Genomic DNA, 25531 nt, shown 5'->3' on the forward strand with positions numbered 1-25531 from the left:
GAAAAAATACAAATCAAAGACACAAAGTTAGAGAATATGTGATTTTTTATGAAATAAAAATTCTGTTTTTTTAAATACAAAGTTCACTAAAAACACAGAGAGTTGAAATACTATTATTCGAACAAAATGGCTCTTATGTTACTGTTTTAAAAAATAAGCACTTCTGCATTAAACTATTGTCAGAGTTATTTTGGATTACCAAAAAACTACTGACAAAATTTTTATGAACACCCTGTAGGGCTGCATAACAAATTGTCGCATAAACAGGGTTTTAACCCTATCGTTTACCCACAAGTCTAAAATAGGTTGTTTTTGCATAAAATAGTTTCCAAAACAATGGAAATGTTGAAATTTGTAGGGCAAAGGCTTGCCTTTGACAAGTTAGGTAGTCATTTTTTAGTTTGAAAAGAATACAAATACAGTCAAAGGCAAGCCTTTAACCTACAAATACACTATCTGTGTTTTACGTTTAAAAACATGTGGGTAAACAGTAGGGTTTTAACCCTGTTTTATTTTTGTAGTGCGACAGTTTGTTATGCCCCCCTGTAGTTTTGTAAAAGTAAAGACAACAATTATGCAGATAAACTTCTATGTTAAGCTAACATTTTTTATAATAACTTTTGGCTTGATTTTTTCGTTTCTAAAGAATAAATCGTACATTTAATTATGTTGATAATAAAAAAACGAAATTTTATATCATTTCATAAACATTCAAAACTTCTCTAAAATTCATTTATCTATAAATAAACTCACAAAACCATACCATTATGTTGAATCTAATTTGGCTTATCTTAAAGCGCATTGACTGGAAAAAAATTATCATAGGAATCATTATACGTACAATCTTGAAAAAAATTTTCAAATAAAATGTACTATCAATACTATCAGTAACTCCCATTTTTGAAAAAATCTTTCAGAAGTGGGATTTTTTATTTCTTTTTTGTAACTTATGAGTAAATTTTAACAAAACAAATTTATCATTACTAACTAAATTACTTTTTTATGGGACTTTGGGATAAAATTAGTGGACAATTTATCGATGTTATCGAATGGATAGATGATAGCAGAGATACAATCGTTTACAGATTCAACAGAGACGGAAATGAAATCAAATATGGAGCGCAACTTACTGTCAGAGAAGGACAACAAGCTGTTTTTATTAATGAAGGACAATTAGCAGATGTTTTTCCTCCTGGAAGATACGAACTATCCACTCAAAACATGCCTCTTCTAACCACTTTGAAAAGTTGGAAGTATGGATTTAATAGTCCCTTTAAGGCAGAAGTTTATTTTGTAAATATGCGTCCCTTTTATGATAATAAATGGGGAACTAAAAACCCAATTCGTGTTAGAGATGCCGAACTTGGTTCGATGGGTATAGAAATTCGTGCTTTTGGTAGCTTTGCTTTTAAAGTAATTGAACCGAGTCGTTTTCTTATCGATGTAGTAGGAACAGATGGACATTTTACGACAGAAGAAATTACAACAAAACTCAAAAGTTTGGTTGTGAAACAGTTTACTGATGGACTGGGAGAAAGCAAAATCCCTTTCTTAGACTTAGCTGCTAATTATGAAGAACTGGCTGCAATAATCAAGAAAAAATTAGTATTAGATTTTGACCGTTATGGTGTCGATATTACTGATTTTATTGTAGAGAATATGTCCTTACCAGATCATGTACAAAAAGTACTTGACCAAAGAAATGAAATGGAAATTATGGGACGTTCTATGCAGGGAAATCTTAATAATTATACCCAATTCAAAATGGGACAGGCAATGGAAGATTCTGCCAATAATCCAAACGGAGGAAATGATGGAATGAGCATGGGAATGGGAATGGCAATGGCAAACCAAATGTCTAACCAAATGCAACAACAGCAACAAAACCAAAACCAACAGCAAAATAGCACTCCACCTCCTCCAATGGTCGCTTTCCATGTGCATTTAGATGGACAACAAGCAGGTCCTTTTCCATTGGGAGAAATACAAAAAATGATACAAAGTGGACAAATTACTCGCACTTCGTATGTATGGAAAGCAGGAATGGCAGAATGGGCAGCAGCCGAAAAAGTAGCTGAACTACAAAACTTTTTTGGAAGTGTGCCACCACCTCTACCTCCACCACCGATGTAATATTGGTTAATAAATGACTTCAATATAAAATATCAACACCTACTAAATTATTTTTTTGGTAGGTGTTTTTATTATTCATAGCTTTCTTCAAAGCTATTTGTTTTTAAGTTTTCAATTAATTCTAAAAGACCTTTTTGTCCTTTCTTTTTATACCAACGAGAAACCTCTTCCTGAGCTAAAAAATAATGAACTTGTGCATTTTCTGTAAAAAATTGTTCTGTAGTTTGAAGATTTTGTAAAGAAAAAGATGAAAATGCAATAGAATCCAAATTACTGGAAGAATGAGAATGAGAATAAAAATTAGAATCAGAAATAGAATCCTTTTTCTCTAAATCAATTAAATTTTTCCAATCTTCTTGTAAAACAGTCCAATATTCAAAACGCTTATCGACAAGCATCGCCAAACCCTCATCAAACCAAATAGGTATTTTTTGTCTTCTTGTCTGCCAACCTAATCGTTCCATAAGTTCGGCATGAGAAAGTTCATGACTCAATACATCAATGTTTGTTCCTTTAGGAGAAAGAATAATATAAGCACCAAAAGGAGTAAGATGCGTCATACCTGTTTGATATTGAGCCTTTTGAGTGCTTGAACTTCCAAAAAGCTGCATTACTTCATTTGTATTTCCGACTAAAATAGAAGGTTTAGCTTCTGTGTTTCCAAAAAGTGAATCAATTCGAAGTTTTGACTTTTGATAAAGGAGAATAATATTCTGACGCTCTTCTTTATTCATTTGAGGATTTACATAAATATTAATTGGTTTGAATTCTAGTTTATCCAAATAAAAATCTTTCCAAAAAATACTTCGCACAAGTGTAGGTGCATAAAAAAAAGTGAGGACAATGAGCCAAAAAATAAGTAATAAAAAAGCAATGCCTATCCATTTTTTGATAGAAATAGGAGGTTTGAAGAAATTTAACATCACTTTTTTATATACTTTTTTTTTTAAACTAAATGTCTTTTTTCCATTTCAGTAATAAAGTTCTCTTTCAAGTCTTTCTGAAAACGCTCAATCATTTCTTGTTCGGCTTCATCAATTCCATCACTTGCTTTGGCTACCTTTTTCAAAACATCTATCAAATAAGCATACTCTTTATCTTGTCCATGTTGTGTAAATGTATCTAAAGCTTTTTTATAAACATCTTTCAAATCAAGATTTTTATTTGATTCGTAATTAAATGACCATTTTATTTGAGAAGCCCAAGGATGCCCTTCCAAAATAGCATCTAAGGCTCGTATTTCCTCAGGCTGAATGAGTCCGTCTGCCATAGCAAGTGCATAAATGAGTTCGCCAAAAGCATCGTATAAACGTTCTTTATTCATTGTTTTTTGTTGATATTGCTTGTGAGGAACACAAAGCAGTTGTACTATTTAGTTCTAATTATTTCTATTGAAAGAATAAAAATATTGGTTATCTGACAATTTTTGTAAATTTTTGATTTTTACTCCATTAGGAGTTTTATATTGGTAGAAAAATAGAAACGTTAAAACTCATCTACTCCGTAGGAGTTGTATAGCATTTTTTACTACCTATTCTAAATGCTACCAATGTGTAGTTCCTAACGGAACAGAATACAGTTTCTAGCTTCTTAACTTTGCTACCAATATCAAGTTCCTACGGAACAGAAAGGCAAATAAGTCTATTAATGAGCTGTAATTTAACTACCCATGTTACACGCTCCACAAAAATTATCAGATAACCAAAATATTTTCCTTTGTTGTTCTCTTCTTTCACGAATAGCCTACGAAAATAAAAAATCCTTTCATTTTTATAAATAAAAGGATTTTTGTTGTTTTTGTTTCAATTTCTACTTGTTTTTTTTAATAAAAGTAGAAATTATATTTATTTGCTGCAATAATCACTTTAGATAATAAGCATTGCATCACCATAACTAAAGAAACGGTATTTTTCTTTGATTGCCAATTCGTAAGCCTCCATAACTAAATCATAACCACCAAAAGCACAATTCATCATCAAAAGAGTAGATTGTGGATAATGAAAATTAGAAATAAGTGCATTACAAATTTTGAATTCGTAAGGAGGGAAAATAAATTTATCTGTCCAGCCTCCATTTGGTTTTAGATGGTCATTTGCAGAAACTGATGATTCTAAAGCACGCAAAGAAGTAGTACCAACAGCACAAATTTTCTTTTTGGCATCAATCGCTTCATTGACAGCATGTACAGTTTCTTCTCCTACTTCAAAATTTTCAGAATCCATTTTATGTTTTGTCAAATCTTCTACTTCTACTTGACGAAACATTCCCAAACCTAAATGAAGTGTGATTGGGTGGAAACTTGTTCCTTGTAATTGTAATCTTTTTTGAAGTTGAGGTGTAAAGTGAAGACCAGCTGTAGGAGCAGCTACTGCACCTTTTTGACTTGCAAAAATTGTTTGATAACGGTCTTTGTCTGATTCTTCAGCTTCTCTACCAATTTCACGAGGAAGAGGAGTTTCTCCTAACTCTTCCAATGTTTTATAAAATTCTTCAGGCTCGCCATCATATAAAAAACGAATTGTACGACCTCTTGAAGTAGTATTGTCGATAACTTCTGCTACTAACTCTCCTTCTCCAAAGAAAAGTTTGTTACCCACTCTGATTTTACGAGCAGGATCAACAAGCACATCCCAAAGATGCGAAGTAGAGTTTAATTCTCTTAATAAGAATACTTCGATTTTGGCATTTGTTTTTTCTTTATAGCCATACAAACGAGCTGGAAAAACCATTGTATCATTGACAATCATTTTATCCCCCTCCCCAAAGTAATCCAATACATCTTTGAACATTTTGTGTTCGATAACGCCTGTATCACGATGTACGACCATAAGACGAGAATCATCACGATTATCAGTAGGGTATTTTGCTGTCAATTCTTGAGGTAAGTCAAATTTGAATGACGATAATTTGTAGCGTTTTGTAGATTTGTAACCAGGTGCTTTGATAATAGTTGTAGGTTTTGGGTTGATGGATTTAGTAATTTTGTACTAAGCAGTTTCAAAAAATAAAATTGTGTGTTTATAATTTAGATAAAAGAACACTAATGCCCTCATTTTGTCTAAAAGAAACAACAATTATCGAAACTAACTACAAAAATACAGAATAGTTATTTTATGCTCAAATTATTTTTCATAAAAAAGCAGCATAATTTTAGCTTTTATGTAATTTAGTAATCGAATTTAGATTTTCATTCTTTAATTAAAGCACCTATAAATCAAATTTATGTTGAATTTCTTAGTAAGAAAATCGTATTTTTGAAAATAATGTGTTTTTAGAAACAATAATAATTCACATAAAATTTAATTTTTAATCAAAAAAAACCTAATCAATTATTTACTATGACTATCAAAATAAATCATATCAAATTTTCTATTTTTTCTTCTTTTATCCTCTTGTTTGTAATAGGAGTTACTTTGTCTTCTTTCAAAATAACAAATACGACAAACAAAAAAATGTTATCTCCAAAATCGACAGTTCCTTCTGTTGCTATCAAAACACTCAAAAATCAAACAGTTAATATTCAAGAAACACTCAACAAAGAAGGTTATACAATTATTAGTTTTTGGGCTACATGGTGCAAACCTTGTATTTCTGAGCTGAGTGCTATCAATGACGAATATATCGACTGGCAGGAAGAAACAGGTGTAAAAGTCGTAGCAATTTCTGTTGATGATGCTCGTAGTAAAAATCGTATTCCAACTATTGTAAATGGAAAAAACTGGGCATTTGAAGTCTATAGTGATGAAAATAGTGATTTAAAGCGTGCTTTGAATGTCCAAAATGTTCCTCATACGTTTATCGTAAATGCAGAAGGAGAAATTGTTTGGCAACATACTTCTTATAATCCAGGGGATGAAGCTCATTATATTGAATTTATAAAAGAAGAATTAGCAAAACAAAAAGATGATAATATAGATTCTGATAAAAACTAAATTAGTTACATTGGTTTTCTTTGTCTATATTTTTGACTAAATTGTGGGATAGGATTACTAATTCTATCCCATAAAAAATGCCTTTTATTTTACCCTTGTTTCATATCTATCTTTTCTCGCTGTGAAAAAAAAATATTTTATTCTTAGTCAATTTTTTAAATTATTTTCAATCAGTCTGTTTTCTTTTTTTGTATTACTTTCTTTGATTTTTACTTTTAGTAGTTGTGATTCTCGCCAACCTATCTCAGAAACTTTAGAAAGTGATGAGCAACGAAGAGTAATTTATGGACAACCTGTTTCTGTAAAAAACACAGATTTTACGGTCGTTCCTATGCAAATAGTTAATGCAAGAGATATTGCAGAAGCTCGTTATACAGATGATGGAAAAACGGCTGAAGATATTTCACAGAATGCTCATAATTTGATTTTCTTTGATGAAAAAACAAAAGAAACACATCTTCTGACTACTCAAAAATTCAAACGAATTGCTTTTTATTTCGAAGAAATAGGAACGTATAAAGAATCTTCTACTATTATTTTATATAAAACTGTTCAAGAAGATTATAATCAAGATGGTTTTTATGATTGGAAAGATGCTGTTGTGATGTATGTTTCGGATAATAGAGGGCGTTATTTTAGAGCTGTTACACCACGAAATACACGAACAATAGATTGGACAGTAGAAAAAGAAAAAGGGCAAATTTATTTTAGATATATTTCAGATAGTGATTCAAATCATGTTTTTGATTTAAAAGACCCTGTACATATCAATAAATTAGATTTAAAACAACTTAGAGATGCCAAAAGTCTAAAAGATTCTACTCAGATATCAACTCCTTTGATGAATACTGAAGAAAGAAAACGTTATGAAGAGATTTTATTAAATAATCACTAATTTTTTTGTGGATGTTCTACTAAGAAAAAGCACTTTATTAAAGTTATTTGGTTGTTACTTTGAACTATAAACACCTTATAACCAACAAATTAAATTAGCAATTTGTAACTACTCCTAAGAAATAACTACAAACTATTAAAACAGCAAAGCAACCCAAAAGTTATTTTTTTCATCTAGGTTCTAAATTAGTAATTCTATTACTTTTTTAATTGTTGGAACAAAAAAAAGCAACCTTCTTTGAAAGTTGCTTTTTTTGTGTGGAAAGTTGTAAGAAATTTCTCCTATCACTTGTATTTTAAAGTCCTGCTCCTTCTTTAATTTCATCCACCACTGAAGGATCAACTAAAGTAGAAGTATCTCCCAAATTAGAAACATCTCCTTCTGCAATTTTCCTCAAAATTCTACGCATAATTTTTCCAGAGCGAGTTTTTGGAAGTCCAGAAACGATTTGAATTTTTTCAGGCTTGGCAATCGCTCCAATTTCTTGTGAAACGGTTTTCAAAATTTCAGTTCTTAAATCTTCTATGGATTTAGATGAATTTTCATCACAAATCACAAAAGCATAAATTCCTTGTCCTTTTATGTCATGAGGATAGCCTACAACTGCTGATTCGATTACGTCTTCGTGTTGATTTATAGCATCTTCTACTTCTGCTGTTCCCATTCGGTGTCCAGAAACATTAATTACATCATCTACTCTTCCTAAAATTCTGTACATTCCATCATGATCTCTTTTACAGCCATCACCAGTAAAATAATAACCTTTATAAGTAGAAAAATAGGTTTGTTTACAACGTTCATGGTCGCCATAAGTTGTGCGTAAGATACTAGGCCAAGGATATTTAATACATAAATTTCCTTCTACATTATTTCCTTCAAGTTCATTTCCTTCTGAATCTAATAAAACAGGCTGAATACCTGGAAGTGGAAGTGTCGCACAAGTCGGTTTGTTAGGTGTAACTCCTGCCATGTTAGATATCATCATTCCACCCGTTTCAGTTTGCCACCATGTATCGACGATTGGACAATTTCCTTTTCCGATATGATGATGATACCAATCCCATGCTTCTTCATTGATAGGTTCGCCCACTGTTCCCAAAACACGCAAAGAAGACAAATCATATTTATTGACAAACTCAAGTCCTTTTGCTTGTAGCGCACGAATAGCCGTTGGAGCAGTATAAAAAATAGAAACTTTATACTTATCTACTACTTCCCAAAAACGACCTGCATCTGGAAAAGTAGGTGTTCCCTCAAACATCATAGTCGTCGAACCTGCCAAAAGAGGTGCATAGACAATATACGAATGTCCTGTAATCCAACCAATATCAGCCGTACACCAATAAATATCATCTTCTTGAAGCTGAAAAACATTCTCAAAACTATATTTTGTATAAACCATATAACCACCTGCATGATGTACAACTCCCTTTGGTTTTCCTGTCGAACCCGAAGTATAAAGAATAAATAAAGGATCTTCAGCATCAATAATTGTAGCAGGACAAAATGGGTCAGCTTTTTCGGTTTGTTCGTGCCACCAAATATCTCTACCTTCTTTCATCGTAACATTTGAATCTGTACGTTTCAAAACGATTTGTTTTTCGATAGAAGGACAGGTTGAAAGGGCTTCATCTACTACACTTTTTACTTCAAATACTCTATTTCCTCTAAAATTCCCATCAGAACTCAAAACTACTTTTGCTTGTGCATCATTAATTCTATCAGCCAATGCAGAAGAAGAAAAACCTGCAAAAACTACTGAATGAACTGCTCCAATTCTAGCACAAGCCAAAACTCCAATAGCAAGTTCGGGAACCATTGGCATGTATAAAACAACTCTGTCGCCTTTTTCTATCCCATTATTTTTCAAAACATTAGCAAATTCACATACTTTTTCATGTAATTGTTTGTAAGTAAATTCTATTTCGTCGTCATCTGGGCTGTTAGGTTCCCATATTAAGGCTACTTTATCACCTTTTGTGAGTAAATGTCTGTCTAAGCAATTTTCTGTAATATTAAATTTTGCGCCTTCAAACCATTTTACATAATAATCTTCAAAGTTATAATCTAAAACTTTGTCCCAGCGTTTGTGCCAAGAAAAAGTTTCTGCTACATCTTCCCAAAAACGTTCAGGATTTTCTACGCTTTTTCGATAAGCTGTACTATAATCTTCTAAGGTTCTAATTCTCATGATTGTGTGTATTTTTTGAGGTGTGTAATTATATATTAAAAGCAAACTTAGTTACCCTTTTTGCTCTTTCATAACTCAATCTAAAAAAATAAAAACAGTTTCCCTAAAAAAATATAGTATTTTAGCAAAGTATAGTTTTAGTTGTTTTTAATAAGACACACTCTGCTAAATTAATATCGTTATACAAATTTTGTATAGCTATGCTCTGTAAATTTTAGATAGTTATATTTTTTTTACGTAAATTATCAAATAATAAAAGCTAACACACAACTATTCTTATTAATTTTTATCAAAATGAATACTTTCAAAATTCCAGATTGCCCACGCTGCCAAAGCAATCAAGTTATAAAAAGTGGTACAATACGCAAAAAACAACGTTTTTTATGTAAATCATGTACTTATTATTTTACTGTTCAGAAAGATGGTAAACGTATTGATAATTACTATGTAGTGAAGGCTTTACAGCTTTATTTAGAAGGACTTTCATACAGAGAAATAGAACGAATTATTGGAGTAAGTCATGTATCTGTAATGAACTGGGTGAAAGAATATAAAATTTCTCGTCCAAAAATGAGAGAATATCGCCCTACTTATAAAATATTGAAACACAGCGAATTATTAGATTTTTTAAAAGAAAAAGATGCGCTAGAAAACTCTAGTGTTTTGATTACACCCTTAGGGGATAAGTTTATGGCGATAAAATGGGAAAGGATTTAGAAAAATATTTTGTAGATTAAAGGCTTGCCTTTAACAGTAAATACATACTTATAAAGTATTGTCAAAGGCAAGCCTTTTGACCTACGAATAATTTACCTTTGACAAAACAATAATAAATTAACAGAAAACAACCCACCATTTGGCTATTAGGTCGGCTTGTGTGTATCATTGAGGAAACAAAACACAAAATAAAATTTCACATACACACAAACCTACCATACAATGAAACTATTAAAATTAACATTGATTGCATTTTGTTTGGCTTTACTCTGCTTTAGCCAAAATTTATTCGCTCAAGAAAAAACAGAAGAAAAACAAGAAATTGACTACTCTTACAAACCTCTAACTCTTAAATTAGATGATAGTGGTAATAAATATATCCGTTTTCTTACTTGGCATCAGTTCTGGGTTCGTTCTACTCAAAATAATCCTAATAGTGTAGATTTAGCAGGAAACCCTTCAGACAATACATTTGATATTGGTCTTCGTCGCTCTCGTGTCTTGATGTTTGCCCAAGTTTCGCCTCGTTTTTTAATTCTAACTCATTTTGGTATTAATAATCAGACTTTTGTAAATGGAGGAGTAGCAGCAGGAAAAAAACCACAAATTTTCATGCATGATGCTTGGACAGAATACAAAGTAGCTGACCAACTTTACATAGGTGCAGGACTTCATTATTGGAATGGAATTTCAAGAATGACAAATGCCAGTACACTCAATTTTTTGGCAGTAGATGCTCCTATTTTCAACTGGGCGACGATTGAACTTACTGACCAATTTGCTCGTCAGATGGGAGTTTATGCAAAAGGAAAAATTGGAGGTTTTGACTATCGTATCGCACTTAATAAACCTTTTGCAGCAGGTGGATTAGCAAATGATTTGGCAGATGATGGGATTGCAAGAAATGTTTTGAATGATAACACTGCCGTACAAGGATATTTTAATTATCAATTTTTTGATAAAGAATCTAATAAGCTACCTTATTTTGTAGGAACATATATGGGAAGCAAAAAGATTTTTAATATTGGTGCAGGTTTTCATTATCACGCAGAAGCAACAGCCGTAAAAAAAGCAGGACAAACAGAAGCAGAACTAAAAGACATTTCACTTTTTGCAGTTGATGCTTTTTTAGATATGCCTTTGGGTAGTGGTGGAATCACAGCTTATTCAGCTTTTTATAATTATAATTTTGGAGATAATTATCTTCGTAATGTAGGAATTATGAATATTTCTGGAGGTGGAGGAAATACACAACCTACCATCGGAACAGGTTCAATTTTTTATACACAAGCTGGTTATGCTTTCAAAAAATTTCAAAATGGAAGTCAGTTTCAACCCTTCGCTGCCGTAACCTATAAAGATTTTGAAGCCTTAAACGATCCTTCTACTCAATTTGATTTTGGTGCAAATTATTTTATCAATGGACATCATGCCAAAATAACACTACAATATTCTCAACGTCCTGTTTATGCAGCAGGAAATTTAGATACCACACGAGGAGAAATTATCCTTCAAACACATATTTGGCTATAAACCAGTTAACAGTTATCAGTTAATTTCTATAATGATTTTTGTTTATTGAAAATGCTAGACAAAGAATTTCTATTTGTAACTTACCCTAACCGTTTTTGGTATTTCCATCAAAAACACAATTAATTTTTACACACCACAAGTAAATGGTATCAAATTATATTTCATTGATGATTGATGATTGATAACTGTTTACTGATAACTGAAAAATAATTATGAAAAATGACAAAGACCACAGCAAAGAAAGTATGGATAAATATTGGAAAAAAAACCTTTCCTATCTCACCGTTCTACTAGTTATATGGTTTTTAGTGTCTTATGGCGCAGGAATTATGTTTGCCGATGCACTTAATGGAATCAAAATAGGAGGTTTCAAACTCGGTTTTTGGTTCGCTCAACAAGGCTCAATTTACATTTTTGTCGTCTTGATTTTTGTCTATGTTTGGCTGATGAACAAGCTAGATAAAGAATTTGATGTAGATGAGAAATAAATCTCGTTCAAGCATTTGCTTGGACGTAACTTTTTGCAAGCATATGCTTGCAAAAAGGAAAGCACAAGATGGAATCTTGCGCTAGAATAAATTTAAAAAATACACACCACACAAAATAAATTTCAATTACTATGAGTATTCTAGTTTGGACATATATTATCGTCGGAATTACTTTTGCCCTCTATATTGGTATTGCAATATGGTCAAGAGCAGGTTCGACAAAAGAGTTTTATGTAGCAGGGGGAGGAGTTTCTCCACTTGCTAACGGAATTGCTACGGCAGCAGACTGGATGTCGGCAGCTTCATTTATATCTATGGCAGGAATTATTTCCTTTAGTGGCTACGATGGTTCGGTTTACCTAATGGGTTGGACAGGAGGTTATGTGCTTTTAGCATTATTACTTGCTCCTTATTTGCGAAAGTTTGGAAAATTTACTGTTCCTGATTTTGTAGGAGATAGATATTATTCGGATACGGCTCGTTTGGTAGCTGTAATTTGTGCGCTTTTTGTTTCTTTTACTTATGTAGCTGGTCAAATGCGTGGAGTAGGAGTAGTATTCTCTCGTTTCTTAGAAGTTTCTGTTGAGTGGGGAGTAGTTATCGGAATGTGTATTGTATTTTTCTATGCTGTTTTGGGTGGAATGAAAGGGATTACTTATACCCAAGTAGCTCAATATTGTGTTTTGATTTTTGCTTTTATGGTTCCTGCCATTTTTATTTCAATTCAAATGACAGATACTATAATTCCTCAACTCGGTTTTGGAGGGACTTTAGCAGGAACAGACACCTATCTTTTAGATAAACTAGACGGACTCAATCAAGAACTTGGTTTTGCAGCTTATACTGATGGCTCAAAAAGCACCATAGATGTCTTCTTTATTACGGCTGCTTTAATGGTCGGAACAGCAGGACTTCCACACGTAATTGTTCGTTTCTTTACTGTTCCTCGTGTAAAAGATGCTCGTATTTCGGGTGGTTATGCGCTGATTTTTATTGCAATTCTTTATACAACTGCTCCTGCCATTGCTGCTTTTGCTCGTACAAATCTAATTAATACGATAAGTAACAAACCCTATTCTGAAATGCCTGCTTGGGTAGCAAACTGGGAAAAAACTGGTCTTATTAAATATGATGATAAAAATGGCGATGGAATTGTTCAATATTACAATGACAAAAGTAAAGATGAAGCCTTTTTAGCAGAAGTAGCTGCAAAAGGATATAAAGGAAATGAAATGGAGATTGATAGAGATATTATGGTTCTTGCTAACCCTGAAATTGCAAATCTTCCAAACTGGGTAATTGCTCTTGTAGCAGCAGGTGGTTTAGCAGCAGCACTTTCAACAGCAGCAGGACTTCTTTTAGTAATCTCTTCTTCCGTTTCGCATGATTTATTGAAAAAGGTAGTAATGCCAAATATTTCTGAAAAAGGTGAGCTTGTAGCTGCACGTATTGCAGCAGCCGTAGCTATTGTTATTGCAGGTCTTTTTGGAATCTATCCTCCAGGATTTGTAGCGCAAGTAGTCGCCTTTGCCTTCGGACTGGCAGCAGCTTCATTCTTCCCTGTTATTGTAATGGGAATTTTCTATAAACGAATGAATAAAGAAGGAGCAATCGCAGGTATGGTAGTAGGACTTGTCTTTACGATTGTTTATATCGTTTATTTTAAATTTATTTCCCCTAACTTAAATATTCCTGAACATTGGCTTTTCGGAATTTCTCCTGAAGGAATTGGAACAGTTGGAATGATACTCAATGTAATTGTATCATTAGCTGTAAGTAGATTTACACCTCCACCTCCACAAGAAGTACAGGATATTGTAGAAGATATTCGTTTGCCTCGTGGTGCTGGTGCAGCAAGCGATCACTAATTTTCAGTTATCAAACATCAATACCAATAATCATTATTAAATTGATTATTGGTAATTGATGACTTAAAAACTTGTTAGATTATTTGGAAATCTGAATGAGCCTAACAATTATTTTTTTTGATAATATTTATTCATAGAGTTAAAGTAATCAGTATTTGACTGGTAACTGATGACTGTTTACTGATAACTGAAATGAGAAATCGTTTACTAACACGCAATTTATTGATTTTAGCTACGCTAATGGTTGTACTTTTCAATTATCCACTATTGGGAATGTTCAATAAGATAAAATGGGTGGAGAAAGTTCCGACAGCTTTCTTTTATCTATTTGGTGTGTGGTTTGTTTCAGTACTTCTTTTGATAATAATTATCTACCATTGGAAACGCTGAAACTGTGTTAAGTCGGATATTGAGGAAGAATGACCTTTTTGAGGTTTATTCTTCCTTTTTTTAGAAAATAAGCTGTACTACTTTTCCAATTTCTATTTTTTCTATATCATTTTTGCCTTTTAGACAAAAACCAAATAAATCAAATCTTGGACTTCCATTTTTATCGGTAACTCTTGGTATAGTGAGAAAAGGTTTTATGGGAATACCTGCTAATGTTGAGTTTTCTGTTAAATTATAATCTGAAATTTCTCCAACAATACTAGCAAGTACATAAACATCATTTTTAACTATAAATTTATCTTCTATTTTAAACGTAGATTCCATTCTGTATTCGTTTATAATTCACAACTGTAAGTCAGCGTAGCTAATTTATCACTCACAATTCAAAGTAGTTTCTTCACTTCATTAACAATATCCTTCGTGGAAAATGGTTTTGTAATATACGAATCTGCCATTTTAAGTCCTTTTTCAATATCGGAAGGTTGGGTTTTAGCTGATAGAAATATCACTTTTGTAGATTTCAACTCTTCATTATTTCTAATAAACTGGCATACTTCATAACCATCCATCTCGGGCATCATAATATCCAAAATAACGGCATTCGGTTTTTGTTTTTTAATAATCTCAACAGCTTCTTTTCCATCTCGTGCCACAAAAACTTCATAGCCATTTTTTCGCATCAAAAAATCTAAAGACAGTAAAATATTTGGTTCGTCGTCGGCAATCAAAATACGTTTCATAATTTTAGGGAAATTTGGTGTTTTAAGAATTATTTTAGAGTAAGTTTAATGAGTTTTTTTATAAATTGAATTTCTCAAGGATACTTACTAAGCTCATTGAGAGTTCAAAATAAGAATTATATTTATATTTCATTCATCGTTCACAATTAATAATTTATAACTCAATTTGTATTCCGAACTTCTACTTTTTATTATTTCTATTGGTTATCTAGGTGTTTTGTTTGGTGTAGCCTACTGGACAGAATACCGAATGCTTTCATTTTTGAACAAAGCAAGAATGAAAAACAAGCCAAAAAGTAAGATTAAAAAGACGATACATAAATTTTATAAACCTCTCATTTATGCCCTTTCTATGGGTGTTTATTGTACTGCTTGGACATTTTATGGAAGTGTTGGACAGGCTGCTACTTCTGGTTTAGGGTTTTTGACAACCTACATTGGTCCTTTGCTTACAGTTCCTCTTTGGTGGTTTGTACTGCGTAAAATTATCAAAATTAGTAAAGCAAAAGGAATTACGACACTCGCAGATTTTATTTCAGCTCGCTATGGAAAAAGCATTGCATTAGGTCGTTTGATTACTATTTTATGTGTTTTGGGGATTGTACCTTATATTTCTATTCAAATACAAGCCATTTCGATGAGTATTGAAGTACTGACAGCTTCAAATCAAACTACTTCGTTTAGCAACTTTTGGATAAGTGATACGGCATTTTATGCTACGCTTATTCTTGGTTTTTTTACGATGCTTTTTACTACTCGCAACTTACAAAGCGACAACAAGAACAGAGGAATGATGGCTGCTATTGCCTTCGAATCTATCATAAAATTAATGACTTTTTTGGGAGTTGGTTTTTTTATTGTCTATGGCATGTTTGATGGAATGATTGATATTTTTGAGAAAACATCTCTAAATGTAGATTTACAAAAATTGACAGTTATTCAACATGAAAAAAGTAGTGGAGAATGGTTTTGGTATTTGCTTTTATCTGCTTTGGCTATCTTTCTTTTACCTCGTCAGTTTCAAGTTTCGGTAGTAGAAAATGAAGATGAAAAACATATTATTCCTGCAATGTGGATTTTTGCACTCTATCTATTGATTATCAATTTTTTGGTGTTGCCGATTGCTTTAGGTGGTAAAATTTGGTTTGAAGGAACAAGTTCTGTCTTTAATTCTGATATGTTTATGCTTAGTTTGCCATTGGCTTCTGATTTTCCACAAATGGCTTTGCTTTCTTATATTGGAGGATTTTCGGCTGCAACAAGTATGATTATTGTTTCGACGGCTGCGCTGAGTACAATGATTTCAAATAATTTATTATTGCCAAAATGGGTTTCAGATTTTGATTGGAAAAACCCTGATTTTAAAGCTATTACTACTATAAAGTGGTTTCGAAGATTAGGAATTTTATCAATTCTCTTTTTGGCTTATTTTTATTTTAGAGTTATTGGAGAATTTTCTTCACTTGTTTCAGTTGGAATGGTTTCTTTTGCTGCCATTGCTCAACTTGCACCTGCTTTTTTGGGTGGGCTTTTTTGGAAAAGAGGAACTAAAAATGGTGCTTTTGTAGGAATTGTTATAGGTTTTTTGATTTGGGCTTATACACTTATTCTGCCTTCTTTTGCTCAAAGTGGTTATGTTTCTGCTTATTGGATTTCTGATTCTGTTTTTTTACAATTATTAAATCCGAATGCTCTTTTTGGAATGGATTATTTAGATTCAATTTCTCAAAGTGTTTTTTGGTCACTTTTTTTGAATAGCTTTTTTTACGTTGTTGTTTCAGTTATGAGTGTTCAATCAGCAAGTGAACGCAATGAAGCCGAAATTTTTGTAGATATTTTTAAATATTCTACTCGTTTTGAGAGTGCTGTTTTATGGAAAGGAAAAGCCTATTTTTCAGAAGTAAAAGAATTATTGAATAGCTTTTTAGGAGAAAAACGAACAACTTTTTTATTAGAAAATTATTCAAAAACAGATATAAATATAGACAATGAAGAAGTGAAAAATAATTCGTTTCACTATCAAAAGCAGATAGTTTTGGCAGATTCTCGTCTTCTGACACTTACTGAGCGTATGCTTTCTAGTGTGGTGGGTTCGGTTTCGGCTCGTATTTTGGTTTCTTCGCTGCTTCATGAACAAGAAACGGTTGCTATGGAAGAAGTAATTACCATCTTAAAAGAATCTCAAGATGTACTTTCTACAAATAGAGAATTGCGCCAAAAATCAAATGAACTCAAACGATTGACACAGGAATTAGAAACTTCAAATCAAAAGCTAAAAGAACAAGATAGAATAAAAAATGATTTTATTTCAACAGTTACCCACGAACTCCGAACACCTATTACAGCAATTCGTGCGCTTTCTGAAATTGTCTATCAAAACCCAGATTTGGAAGAAGACGAAAGACAGAATTTTTTAGAAAATGTGGTCAATGAATGCGAACGTTTAAGCCTTTTGATAAATGAAATTTTGGATATAGAAAGTTTTGATAATCATGCTAGAAATAATACACTACCTTTAGAAATCAAGGAGTTCGATTTGATAAAACTAATTGAACAAGTATATAAAATTATGCAACCTTTGGCAGAGCAGAAAAATATTGATTTAGAAATGATTTTTATTCCACAAAACCCACTAAAAGAAAAAATAAATACAACAGTAAAAGCAGACAGAAAACGCATAGAACAAGCTCTAATTAATTTAGTTTCAAATGCCATTAACCACATGAAATTTAATGAAAATGAAATTCCTAGTGAAAGAATAGACTTAAATAGAAATGACTTATGGACAGATTTAGAAAACAATAATTCAGAATTTCCTTTATATAAAATCAAAATTGAAACAAAGTTGGAGACTAATTTTTGGCAAATAAATATTATTGATAATGGAAAAGGAATTTCGAAAGAAAATCAAATTTCTATTTTTGAAAAATTTCATCAAATTAGAGATAAAAATAATCGTAAACCAAAAGGAACAGGACTAGGATTGAGTATTGCCAAACGAATTGTAGAAGCACATAGCTACGAAACTCAAAATGAAGATGGAACAACCCGAAAACAAAAAGGTGAAATTTGGGTAGAAAGTAATACAGATAATGAGAGTTCTGAAAATAAAGGAACAACTTTTTCGATACGATTTATGAAATAGATAAAATTATATTTTGTGTTTCCTAATTCAATTTGATTTTTCTATTTTTGAAATATTATTTTTTAAAGAAATTACTCACAGACTAAAAGATTCTCAATTATGAAAATAGGTGTTTTATTATCAGGTGCAGGTGTCTATGATGGCGCAGAAATTCAAGAATCTGTCTTAATTTTACTAGCTTTAGAACAAGCTGGAGTCGAATATTTTTGCATTGCTCCTAATATTGAGCAGCATCATGTCATTAATCATTTGACAGGCGATGAAATGAACGAAAAAAGAAATGTACTTGTAGAAGCTGCCCGAATTGCAAGAGGAAATATCAAAGATTTATCAACAGTAAATACAGATGATATGGATGGACTTGTAATGCCAGGAGGATTTGGAGTGGCAAAAAACTTTACAAAATGGGCATTTGAAGGTGCAAATGGAGAAATAAATCCAGATGTAAAAAAATTAGTCAATCAAATGGTAAAGCATCACAAACCGATTGCAGCCGTTTGTATGTCACCTACTACGGTAGCCAAAGCATTAGAAGGAAGTGGAATTGAAGCCACTTTGACAGTAGGAACAACTACTGAAAAATCCCCCTATCAAATTGGTGATATCAATGGAGAAATGAAGAAAGTAGGTGCAAACCCTGTTTTATGTACTGTTACAGAAGTCATCTCTGATGATGTAAATAATATTGTTTCTTCGCCGTGCTATATGATGGAAGCTAGTATTAGTCAAATTAATGAAGGAATACAGAAGACGATTGCCAAATTGGTGGAAATGGTAGATTTACAAAAACAGAGTTAGAGAATTTGATTTAACTTCTGATTTCATACTTCTAACTTTATTTTTTATCGATTGATTTTAGCCTTTAGCCGACCTCTTCTTTGTTTATATCGAAGAAACAAATCTTGTATCAATTCTTGACGTATATTAGCGTAACGATTAAGACAAAGAAACACAAATTTGATTTGATGCCTTTGACTTAATTATAAAAACTTTGAGGAAATTCTAAGAAAACCTTTGAAACTAAATTGACAAAAAAAGACTTTTGAAATTGATTATTTTATAATCACAAAAGCACCTTTTCAGAAATCAGTTTTTTACTTCAAAATTTCTTAAAAAGATGCTTAGTTTTTAGGATAGGATTGATTGAAATAAGCCAACAAATTTATTGTTGGCTTATTTTTTTGTCTATTTTTGACAAACGTTTGTAATTTAACATTTTATTAGCACATTGCAAATTTTTATAGTGTCTTTATTGATTTATTTCAAAAAAACTTATTTGTATCTCTCAGCTTGATAATTTTAACGTAAACTTGGGATTGAAAACAGTCTTTTTATTTGTAGCTGATCTACAGTCTTTTAGCAATTCGAAGCTTTGCGCTTCTTGCTCTTGGGTTTTGTTCTATTTCTTCTTTTGATGCCATAATTGGTTTTCTATTAATGGCTTCAAAAGGCTTTATTATATTTCCATAAAAATCCTTTTCTACTTCACCATGAAACTTTCCCATTTGAATAATTTTTTTGAGAGGTCTGTCTTCCAAAGAATGATACGACATAGCGACCAAACGTCCATCAGTTTTCAAGACTTCAGCGCATTGTAATAACATATCTTCCAACGATTCCATTTCTTGATTGACTTCAATACGCAAGGCTTGAAAGGCTTGTGCATAATATTTAAACTCCTGTCGTTTTGGTGCAATACGCTCTAAAATCATCTTAAACTCAGTAGTTGTCTCAATCGTTTTATTGATTCTTGAAGCTACAATCGTTTTGGCTAGTGTCTTAGCATTTTTTATTTCTCCATAAATTCCGAAAAGTTTATGTAATTCAGATTCTCCATATTCATTCAAAACATCCTTTGCCGTTTGGGGCATTGAAGTATCCATTCGCATATCCAAATCAGCATCAAAACGAGTAGAAAACCCTCGTGTGGGTTCGTCTATTTGATGTGAAGAAATACCCAAATCTGCCAAAATCCCATCTACTTTTTCTACTTTATACATTCTTAAATACTTCTCTAAATACCTAAAGTTAGCTTTCAAGAAAACAAAACGAGAAGGGTTTTCAAGTGTATTAAATTCTTTAGCTAGTTTTTCGGCTTCTGCTTGTGCATCTGCATCTTGGTCGAAGGCATAGAGTTTTCCTGTTGTATTTTTGTCTGACTTGAGTTTTTCTAGTTTTTCTAAAATTGCTCGGCTATGTCCACCACCTCCAAAAGTAAGATCGACATAAATTCCATTTTCTTTTATATCCAGTGCTTCTATACATTCAGAAAGCATAACAGGATTGTGATAGTTAGATTCCATTTATTTACTCTTTTTTTTATCAAAAATTCTTATACTATAAAAATAGCTATTTCGTTTTATGAACAACTCGCAAACTAAAGTTTACGGTACACTATTTCTCACTCTAAAGAGCAAGCTACATTATGAAACATTTCTTTTTACATTTGACTGCAAAGATACCATTATTTGCTTTAGTATTTATTCCTATTTTAGTTTGCTTTACCTTGGTTTGCTCTTCTTGTACTTCTAGTTCTTCACAAGTTGAAAATCAAAAAAAAGAAACGAATAACAAACCAAACCCTATAACAAATCCTACAAATAAAATTATCAATTTAGATTCTACTCAAATTACTTCAAAAAAAGAAATTAAGAACGATAAAAACGACCCATATTATGATGGAGAAAAAGTAGGTTGGATAACTGATTCTAATTATGTAGAACCAAAAGAAGTAGTTCCCACTTTTACACCTAGAAAAGTAGAAAGCAAAATAATTTGGAAGGTTTTTGAAGAAGGATTAGAATATGCTGAATTTGATGCACCTATAAAATCAAATATTGCAGATAGTAAAATTTCTGTTTTAAGAATTGATTTAGATTTTTTTGAGTTAGATTTAATTTCTTCCCTAGAAAAGTTATCAGAGAATTCTTTTGATAAAAAAGGAACTAAAACTGCTCCCAAATGGGCGAAAGCTGAACAACTGATTGCAGCCTTTAATGCTTCTATGTTTCAAATGGATGGAACAAGTGCAGGCTATATGAAAGATTTTGATTTTGTAAATAATCCAAATTTTACAGAAAAATACAATTCTATTGCAGCTTTTAACTTAAAAGAAGAAGCCAAAAGTAAGAATTTACCTGAATTTCAGATTATAGATAAAGATAATTCGTGTGGAAACTGGGAAGAAACCATCAAAAATTATAATACGTTGATTCAGAATTTGCGTTTGGTAGATTGTAATCAAAAAAACCGTTGGGGAAATCAAAAGCGTTATTGGAGTATGGTTGTTTTGGCAGAAGATATGAATTCGAATGCTCTTTTTATTCATACTCGCTCACCCTATAATGTTCAAATGTATAATGATATGCTTCTAAAATCAGAATTGAATATCAAAAAAATAATGTATTTGGAAGGAGGACCCGAAACTTCATTTTTTATAAAATATGGGGATAGTGTAATTTCAAAACAAGGAAGTTATGAAACAAATTTTTATCTGAGTGATGAAAACCATCGTTTTTGGGATATTCCAAATGTTTTGGGAGTAAAAAAGAGATAGATTTATAAACCAAATGGTTCAAACGAACCATTTGGTCAAAATCAAAAAGACATTTCTAATACTGAGTTCAAGTTTATTTAATATGTCCTTTTTCTTTTCGTTTTTTTATGATTCGTAGAAGGAATATAACCACCTTTAAAAAGTTTGCCAACCGTGATTTCTAGCTTTTCAGAAAAGGTTTTCTGACACCTAATATTCATTTTGTCAAAACCTTTTATTGCTAATTGTGCCGTCGCATCAGCATCTGAACCTGCTCTATGATGACGAAAATAAATTTCATTTTGGTTACAAAGGGTCTTTAAATCATAGCGAGGCATTTCTGTCCAAATCTTTTTGGCAAACAAATAACTACACGAATACGACAAATCGGGATAAGGCAAATCATAATGGTCTAATGTTTTGCGAAGAACCGAAAAATCAAAACTTGCATTGTGTGCTATCAAAAACTGATTTTCTAATAAATCTTTCAATTCCGATTTCCAAAGCTCATCAAAACGAGGTTGTTCCCACACATCGGCAGGCGTGATTCCGTGAATAGAAATATTCATTGGGTCAAAATGATTAATTTTTGGACGAATCAACCACGATTTTGTTTCCACAATTTGGCTATTTTTGACAAAAGTAAGTCCTATTTCACACGCACTATTTCTATATGAATTGGCTGTTTCGAAATCTATTGTTATAAAATCCATTTTATTTTTAGTTCTATTTTTTTAAAGAAATTACGAATTGCATTCAACTTATATTAATTAATTACCTTAAATTGCTTTCCTGGTAAAGCCTTAATAATTCCTTTCATTTCCATCATCAATAACTGCCCTGCAAGCTCTCCAAGTGGGATTTGGGTTTTGATAGAAAGATTATCGATGGCTACCGTTCCCCCAGCTTCTTCCAATTTATTGATAATAATTTGTTCGTCCATAGTGAGTTGGATATTTGTTTTTTTGATAGGTGGAATATTTTGTTCATCCAAATCCCATTTCAAAATATATTCAATATCTTCTACTGCCGTATAAATATGAGCGTGATGATTGCGAATAAGACGATTACAACCTGCCGAACTTGCAGAATCCAAATTCCCTGGAACGGCAAAAACTTCACAATTATAAGCATTTGCAATGTGAGCCGTAATCAGTGCGCCCCCTTTTGCAGCAGCTTCTACCACAATCAAAACATCCGAAAGACCTGCAATTACTCGGTTGCGTTGTGGAAAACGAGGAGCATCAGGTGTTGTTCCAAAACATTCTTCCGTCAAAAGTCCTCCCTGTTCAGTCATTTCGAAGGCAGTATTTTTATGAACGGCTGGATAGATTTTATCCAATCCATTTGCCATTACTCCAATCGTATCTAAGCCATTTTCAAGACTTGCTCTATGCGAAAAAATATCAATTCCATACGCCAAACCACTTACTATCAAAGGGTTATACTTTACCAAATCCCTAACTATTTTTTGTGTCATTTCTTTACCGTATTCTGTTGCTTTTCGTGTTCCCACAATTCCGACTGTTTTTTGAGCATTCAAATCTGCATTGCCTTTATAATATAAAATATACGGTGAATCTTCATGTCTAAGAAGGCGTTGAGGATAATTTTTGTCTGTATAAATCAAAATTTTGACATCTTGTTTTTCGGCAATAGCTAATTGCTTTTCGGCTTTTTGTAAAACTTCTGTTTTATTTTCTTTTATAGAAGTAATTATTTTTTGTCCTACATTCGGAATTTTGAGCAATTTGGAAGGCAAAACACTAAACACTTCTTCGGCAGAGCCACAATAACTAATCAAAAGTTTGGCAGTTTTTGCACCCACATGAGGCAAAAGCGATAAAGCCACTTGAAACTGACGAATATCAGACATAAATTAAAACTAAAACAGGTACAACAAATGAAAATATAAAATGCAAAATACTAAAATTTTTAGCTAAAAACCTTCTGTTTATTGAGTTTTTATTCATTTTTGAAAAAATTATCCAATCATAAATGTCAGCTAGTTTGTTTTTAAGTTGTATTGACACTTATGAACGGCTTTAGTTCTCAACGAAGTTAAAGTGTCTGACAATATTCAAAAAAACGGTGTTGAAATCCAATTTTGCTTTAGGAATTGAAATTAAATGACATACCCATTAAAAAAACAAATTATTGATATTCAGCGTATTACATTCATAAAATAATAGACAAAGTAAAACAAAAAACTCTCTATAACTTTGATAAACAAAACTATAAAGAGTCTTTTTATTTTCTAATATAAAGTACTTCTTAGCAGTTATTAGTTTGCTTTCAAAGTAGTGTCATTATCTAATAATTTGTCATTGTCTGCATCAGCAACTTGTACAGCAATATCAAATTTTTCTTGAAAAAGTTTTTCAAATTCTGAAATACTCATTTCTGATGGCATTTCGAATTCGCCCAAACCTGCAAGTGATTCACGCTCGTCAGCTACTTCGCCCAAACGAGCTGTATCATCAGCAAAACGTGCGCCACGCCCTGCATTATTGCCTTTATAGACACGTAATGAATAGCCAAAAGCTTCTTTAAATTTGTCTTTAAGTGTGTTTACAGTCATACGACCATCTACTTTGAATGTTCCCATAAATTTCTAAATTTTTGAGTATTAGTAAATTGAGTGATAAAAATATTGATTAAATCTTATTTAATTAAATCAATGAATTTCAATTTACTAAAATTATTCAACTTGCAAAACCAAACCTTTCAAATATTCTCCTTCTGGATGATAAATATTTATGGGATGGTCTAAAGGCTGTGTCAGTTGATGAACTATTCTTACTTTTCGTCCAGCTTCAGAGGCTGCTGTAAAAACTAATTTTCTAAATAAATCTTTACTCACACTTCCCGAACACGAAAAAGTAAAGACCAAGCCTCCACTTTTGACTTTCTTAAATCCTAATTCATTCAGATTAATATATCCTCGTGAAGCCTTTGGAAGTGAGCGTTTATTTTTAGCAAAAGCAGGAGGATCAAGGATAATTATATCAAATTGTTCTTCTTCATTATTTACATCTAACCCTTTCAAATATTCAAAACAATCTTGTGCAATGGCTTCATGATTTTTGTTTGCCCTCATCAGACTATTAAAATTAAGAGCTACATTTTGATTGGCTTCTTCAGTTGCATCTTTCGAAATATCTACCGAAACTACATTTTTTGCGCCTCCATCAATCGCATAAACACTAAAACCACCTGTATAACCAAAACAATTCAGAACAGATTTATCTCTCGAATATCTTTTTACAAGTTCTCGGTTTTCTCGCTGGTCTATAAAAAAACCTGTTTTTTGTCCATCTACAACATCTACTTTGAATTTCAGATTATTTTCTAAAATTTGAACTGGCATTGTTGGAATATCATTTTCTTTTTGTCCTTCTGCTAACTGCCAGCCTTGTTTTATGATTGCATTTTCAGTATCTCCAAAGCCTTCAATATTTCGTGTACTTTCTTTTATATGAAGATAAATATATTCGATTCCAATAGCACGAATTCCACTAAAAATATGCTCTACAATTCGTTCTGTACCTTTTATTAGAAGCTGAACTGATGCTACATTATCATAAATATCTACAATTACACCAGAAAAAAAATCTCCTTCTGCATGTAAAAGTCTATACGCATTTGTAGAAGAATTAAGTAAATAATCTTTACGCAAGTTGTACGCATTTTTAATTTTTTGATGAAAATATTCTTTATCAGCTACAAATTCTGCTTTTTTATCATGAAAACGAGTAAATTCAAAAATACGACACGTAATCTGACTGCTCGTATCAAAAAAACCATATCCCAAAATACGTCCACTTGCATCTTGAACAGCTACAATTTCGCCATTTTGAGCTTTTGGCATCTTCTGAACTCCTCCTGAAAATATCCAAGGATGCTGATTTAAGATTGATTTTTCTCTGTTTTTTTTGAGTAGTAGAATTGGGTAAGAAGTCAT

Annotated in this window: 22 protein-coding genes; 11 read left to right on the forward strand and 11 right to left on the reverse strand. The window is 32.0% G+C overall.

The features are described 5' to 3' along the window. Positions 1–1002: 1002 nt before the first annotated feature. Complete coding sequence (locus ACE193_RS01940) at positions 1003–2133, forward strand: SPFH domain-containing protein (RefSeq protein ID WP_375561336.1); 1131 nt, start codon at positions 1003–1005, stop codon at positions 2131–2133. A 71-nt stretch (positions 2134–2204) separates the two neighbouring features. Here ACE193_RS01940 and ACE193_RS01945 read toward each other — a convergent pair whose 3' ends face one another. From ACE193_RS01945 to queA, 3 genes are all read right to left on the reverse strand, one after another. After that, a complete protein-coding gene (locus ACE193_RS01945; RefSeq protein WP_375561337.1) occupies positions 2205–3056 on the reverse strand; it encodes a hypothetical protein in 852 nt (283 codons plus the stop codon). A 23-nt stretch (positions 3057–3079) separates the two neighbouring features. Then, positions 3080–3457 (reverse strand): TerB family tellurite resistance protein, encoded by a 378-nt coding sequence (locus ACE193_RS01950; RefSeq protein ID WP_375561338.1) that lies wholly within the window; start codon positions 3455–3457, stop codon positions 3080–3082. Between the two features lie 541 nt (positions 3458–3998). Further along, positions 3999–5078 carry a tRNA preQ1(34) S-adenosylmethionine ribosyltransferase-isomerase QueA gene (gene queA / locus ACE193_RS01955; RefSeq protein WP_375563333.1) on the reverse strand — a complete coding sequence of 360 codons (1080 nt, stop codon included), beginning with the start codon at positions 5076–5078 and terminating at the stop codon, positions 3999–4001. 393 nt (positions 5079–5471) lie between these two features. Between queA and ACE193_RS01960 the strand changes: the two genes are divergently transcribed. Beyond that, positions 5472–6065 (forward strand): TlpA family protein disulfide reductase, encoded by a 594-nt coding sequence (locus tag ACE193_RS01960; RefSeq protein WP_375561339.1) that lies wholly within the window; start codon positions 5472–5474, stop codon positions 6063–6065. Between the two features lie 202 nt (positions 6066–6267). Then, the gene (locus tag ACE193_RS01965) at positions 6268–6960 is read left to right on the forward strand and encodes a hypothetical protein (RefSeq protein ID WP_375561340.1); all 693 of its coding nucleotides are present in this window, start codon (positions 6268–6270) and stop codon (positions 6958–6960) included. A 295-nt stretch (positions 6961–7255) separates the two neighbouring features. On the opposite strand, the gene acs is transcribed toward ACE193_RS01965, so the two are convergent. Beyond that, entirely contained in the window at positions 7256–9154 is a 1899-nt protein-coding gene (gene acs, locus ACE193_RS01970; protein ID WP_375563334.1) for an acetate--CoA ligase, read from the reverse strand. A 291-nt stretch (positions 9155–9445) separates the two neighbouring features. Between acs and ACE193_RS01975 the strand changes: the two genes are divergently transcribed. From ACE193_RS01975 to ACE193_RS01995, 5 genes are all read left to right on the forward strand, one after another. Continuing rightward, complete coding sequence (locus ACE193_RS01975; RefSeq protein ID WP_375561341.1) at positions 9446–9868, forward strand: IS1 family transposase; 423 nt, start codon at positions 9446–9448, stop codon at positions 9866–9868. Between the two features lie 222 nt (positions 9869–10090). Next, positions 10091–11401: a porin gene (locus ACE193_RS01980; RefSeq protein ID WP_375561342.1), complete on the forward strand. Its 1311-nt coding sequence runs from the start codon at positions 10091–10093 to the stop codon at positions 11399–11401. A 212-nt stretch (positions 11402–11613) separates the two neighbouring features. Next, the gene (locus ACE193_RS01985; protein ID WP_375561343.1) at positions 11614–11889 is read left to right on the forward strand and encodes a DUF4212 domain-containing protein; all 276 of its coding nucleotides are present in this window, start codon (positions 11614–11616) and stop codon (positions 11887–11889) included. Between the two features lie 131 nt (positions 11890–12020). Beyond that, the gene (locus ACE193_RS01990) at positions 12021–13757 is read left to right on the forward strand and encodes a sodium:solute symporter family protein (protein WP_375561344.1); all 1737 of its coding nucleotides are present in this window, start codon (positions 12021–12023) and stop codon (positions 13755–13757) included. Between the two features lie 192 nt (positions 13758–13949). Next, on the forward strand, positions 13950–14147 hold the full coding sequence (locus tag ACE193_RS01995) for a hypothetical protein (protein WP_375561345.1): 198 nt from the start codon (positions 13950–13952) through the stop codon (positions 14145–14147). A gap of 60 nt (positions 14148–14207) precedes the next feature. On the opposite strand, the gene ACE193_RS02000 is transcribed toward ACE193_RS01995, so the two are convergent. Continuing rightward, positions 14208–14471: a hypothetical protein gene (locus ACE193_RS02000; RefSeq protein ID WP_375561346.1), complete on the reverse strand. Its 264-nt coding sequence runs from the start codon at positions 14469–14471 to the stop codon at positions 14208–14210. Positions 14472–14530: 59 nt separating this feature from the next. Beyond that, a complete protein-coding gene (locus ACE193_RS02005) occupies positions 14531–14887 on the reverse strand; it encodes a response regulator transcription factor (RefSeq protein WP_375561347.1) in 357 nt (118 codons plus the stop codon). A gap of 166 nt (positions 14888–15053) precedes the next feature. On the opposite strand from ACE193_RS02005, the gene ACE193_RS02010 reads away from it, so the two are divergent. Both ACE193_RS02010 and elbB read left to right on the forward strand, forming a co-directional pair. After that, a complete protein-coding gene (locus tag ACE193_RS02010; protein WP_375561348.1) occupies positions 15054–18032 on the forward strand; it encodes an ATP-binding protein in 2979 nt (992 codons plus the stop codon). A gap of 99 nt (positions 18033–18131) precedes the next feature. After that, the gene (gene elbB, locus ACE193_RS02015; RefSeq protein WP_375561349.1) at positions 18132–18830 is read left to right on the forward strand and encodes an isoprenoid biosynthesis glyoxalase ElbB; all 699 of its coding nucleotides are present in this window, start codon (positions 18132–18134) and stop codon (positions 18828–18830) included. Positions 18831–19378: 548 nt separating this feature from the next. Here elbB and rsmH read toward each other — a convergent pair. Then, the gene (gene rsmH / locus ACE193_RS02020; RefSeq protein ID WP_375561350.1) at positions 19379–20335 is read right to left on the reverse strand and encodes a 16S rRNA (cytosine(1402)-N(4))-methyltransferase RsmH; all 957 of its coding nucleotides are present in this window, start codon (positions 20333–20335) and stop codon (positions 19379–19381) included. Between the two features lie 122 nt (positions 20336–20457). On the opposite strand from rsmH, the gene ACE193_RS02025 reads away from it, so the two are divergent. Continuing rightward, entirely contained in the window at positions 20458–21588 is a 1131-nt protein-coding gene (locus tag ACE193_RS02025) for a phosphodiester glycosidase family protein (RefSeq protein WP_375561351.1), read from the forward strand. A gap of 77 nt (positions 21589–21665) precedes the next feature. On the opposite strand, the gene ACE193_RS02030 is transcribed toward ACE193_RS02025, so the two are convergent. The 4 genes from ACE193_RS02030 to ACE193_RS02045 all read right to left on the reverse strand — a co-directional run bounded on the left by ACE193_RS02030 (position 21666) and on the right by ACE193_RS02045 (position 25531). Then, the gene (locus ACE193_RS02030; protein WP_375561352.1) at positions 21666–22280 is read right to left on the reverse strand and encodes a 3'-5' exonuclease; all 615 of its coding nucleotides are present in this window, start codon (positions 22278–22280) and stop codon (positions 21666–21668) included. 53 nt (positions 22281–22333) lie between these two features. After that, positions 22334–23443 carry a DNA-processing protein DprA gene (dprA, locus tag ACE193_RS02035; RefSeq protein WP_375561353.1) on the reverse strand — a complete coding sequence of 370 codons (1110 nt, stop codon included), beginning with the start codon at positions 23441–23443 and terminating at the stop codon, positions 22334–22336. 408 nt (positions 23444–23851) lie between these two features. Next, positions 23852–24175, reverse strand: a complete 324-nt coding sequence (locus tag ACE193_RS02040) for a hypothetical protein (protein WP_375561354.1) — start codon at positions 24173–24175, stop codon at positions 23852–23854. A gap of 93 nt (positions 24176–24268) precedes the next feature. Next, the gene (locus tag ACE193_RS02045; RefSeq protein ID WP_375561355.1) at positions 24269–25531 is read right to left on the reverse strand and encodes a class I SAM-dependent rRNA methyltransferase; all 1263 of its coding nucleotides are present in this window, start codon (positions 25529–25531) and stop codon (positions 24269–24271) included.

The sequence above is a fragment of the Bernardetia aquimarina genome (genome assembly GCF_042180575.1).
GTDB lineage: Bacteria > Bacteroidota > Bacteroidia > Cytophagales > Bernardetiaceae > Bernardetia.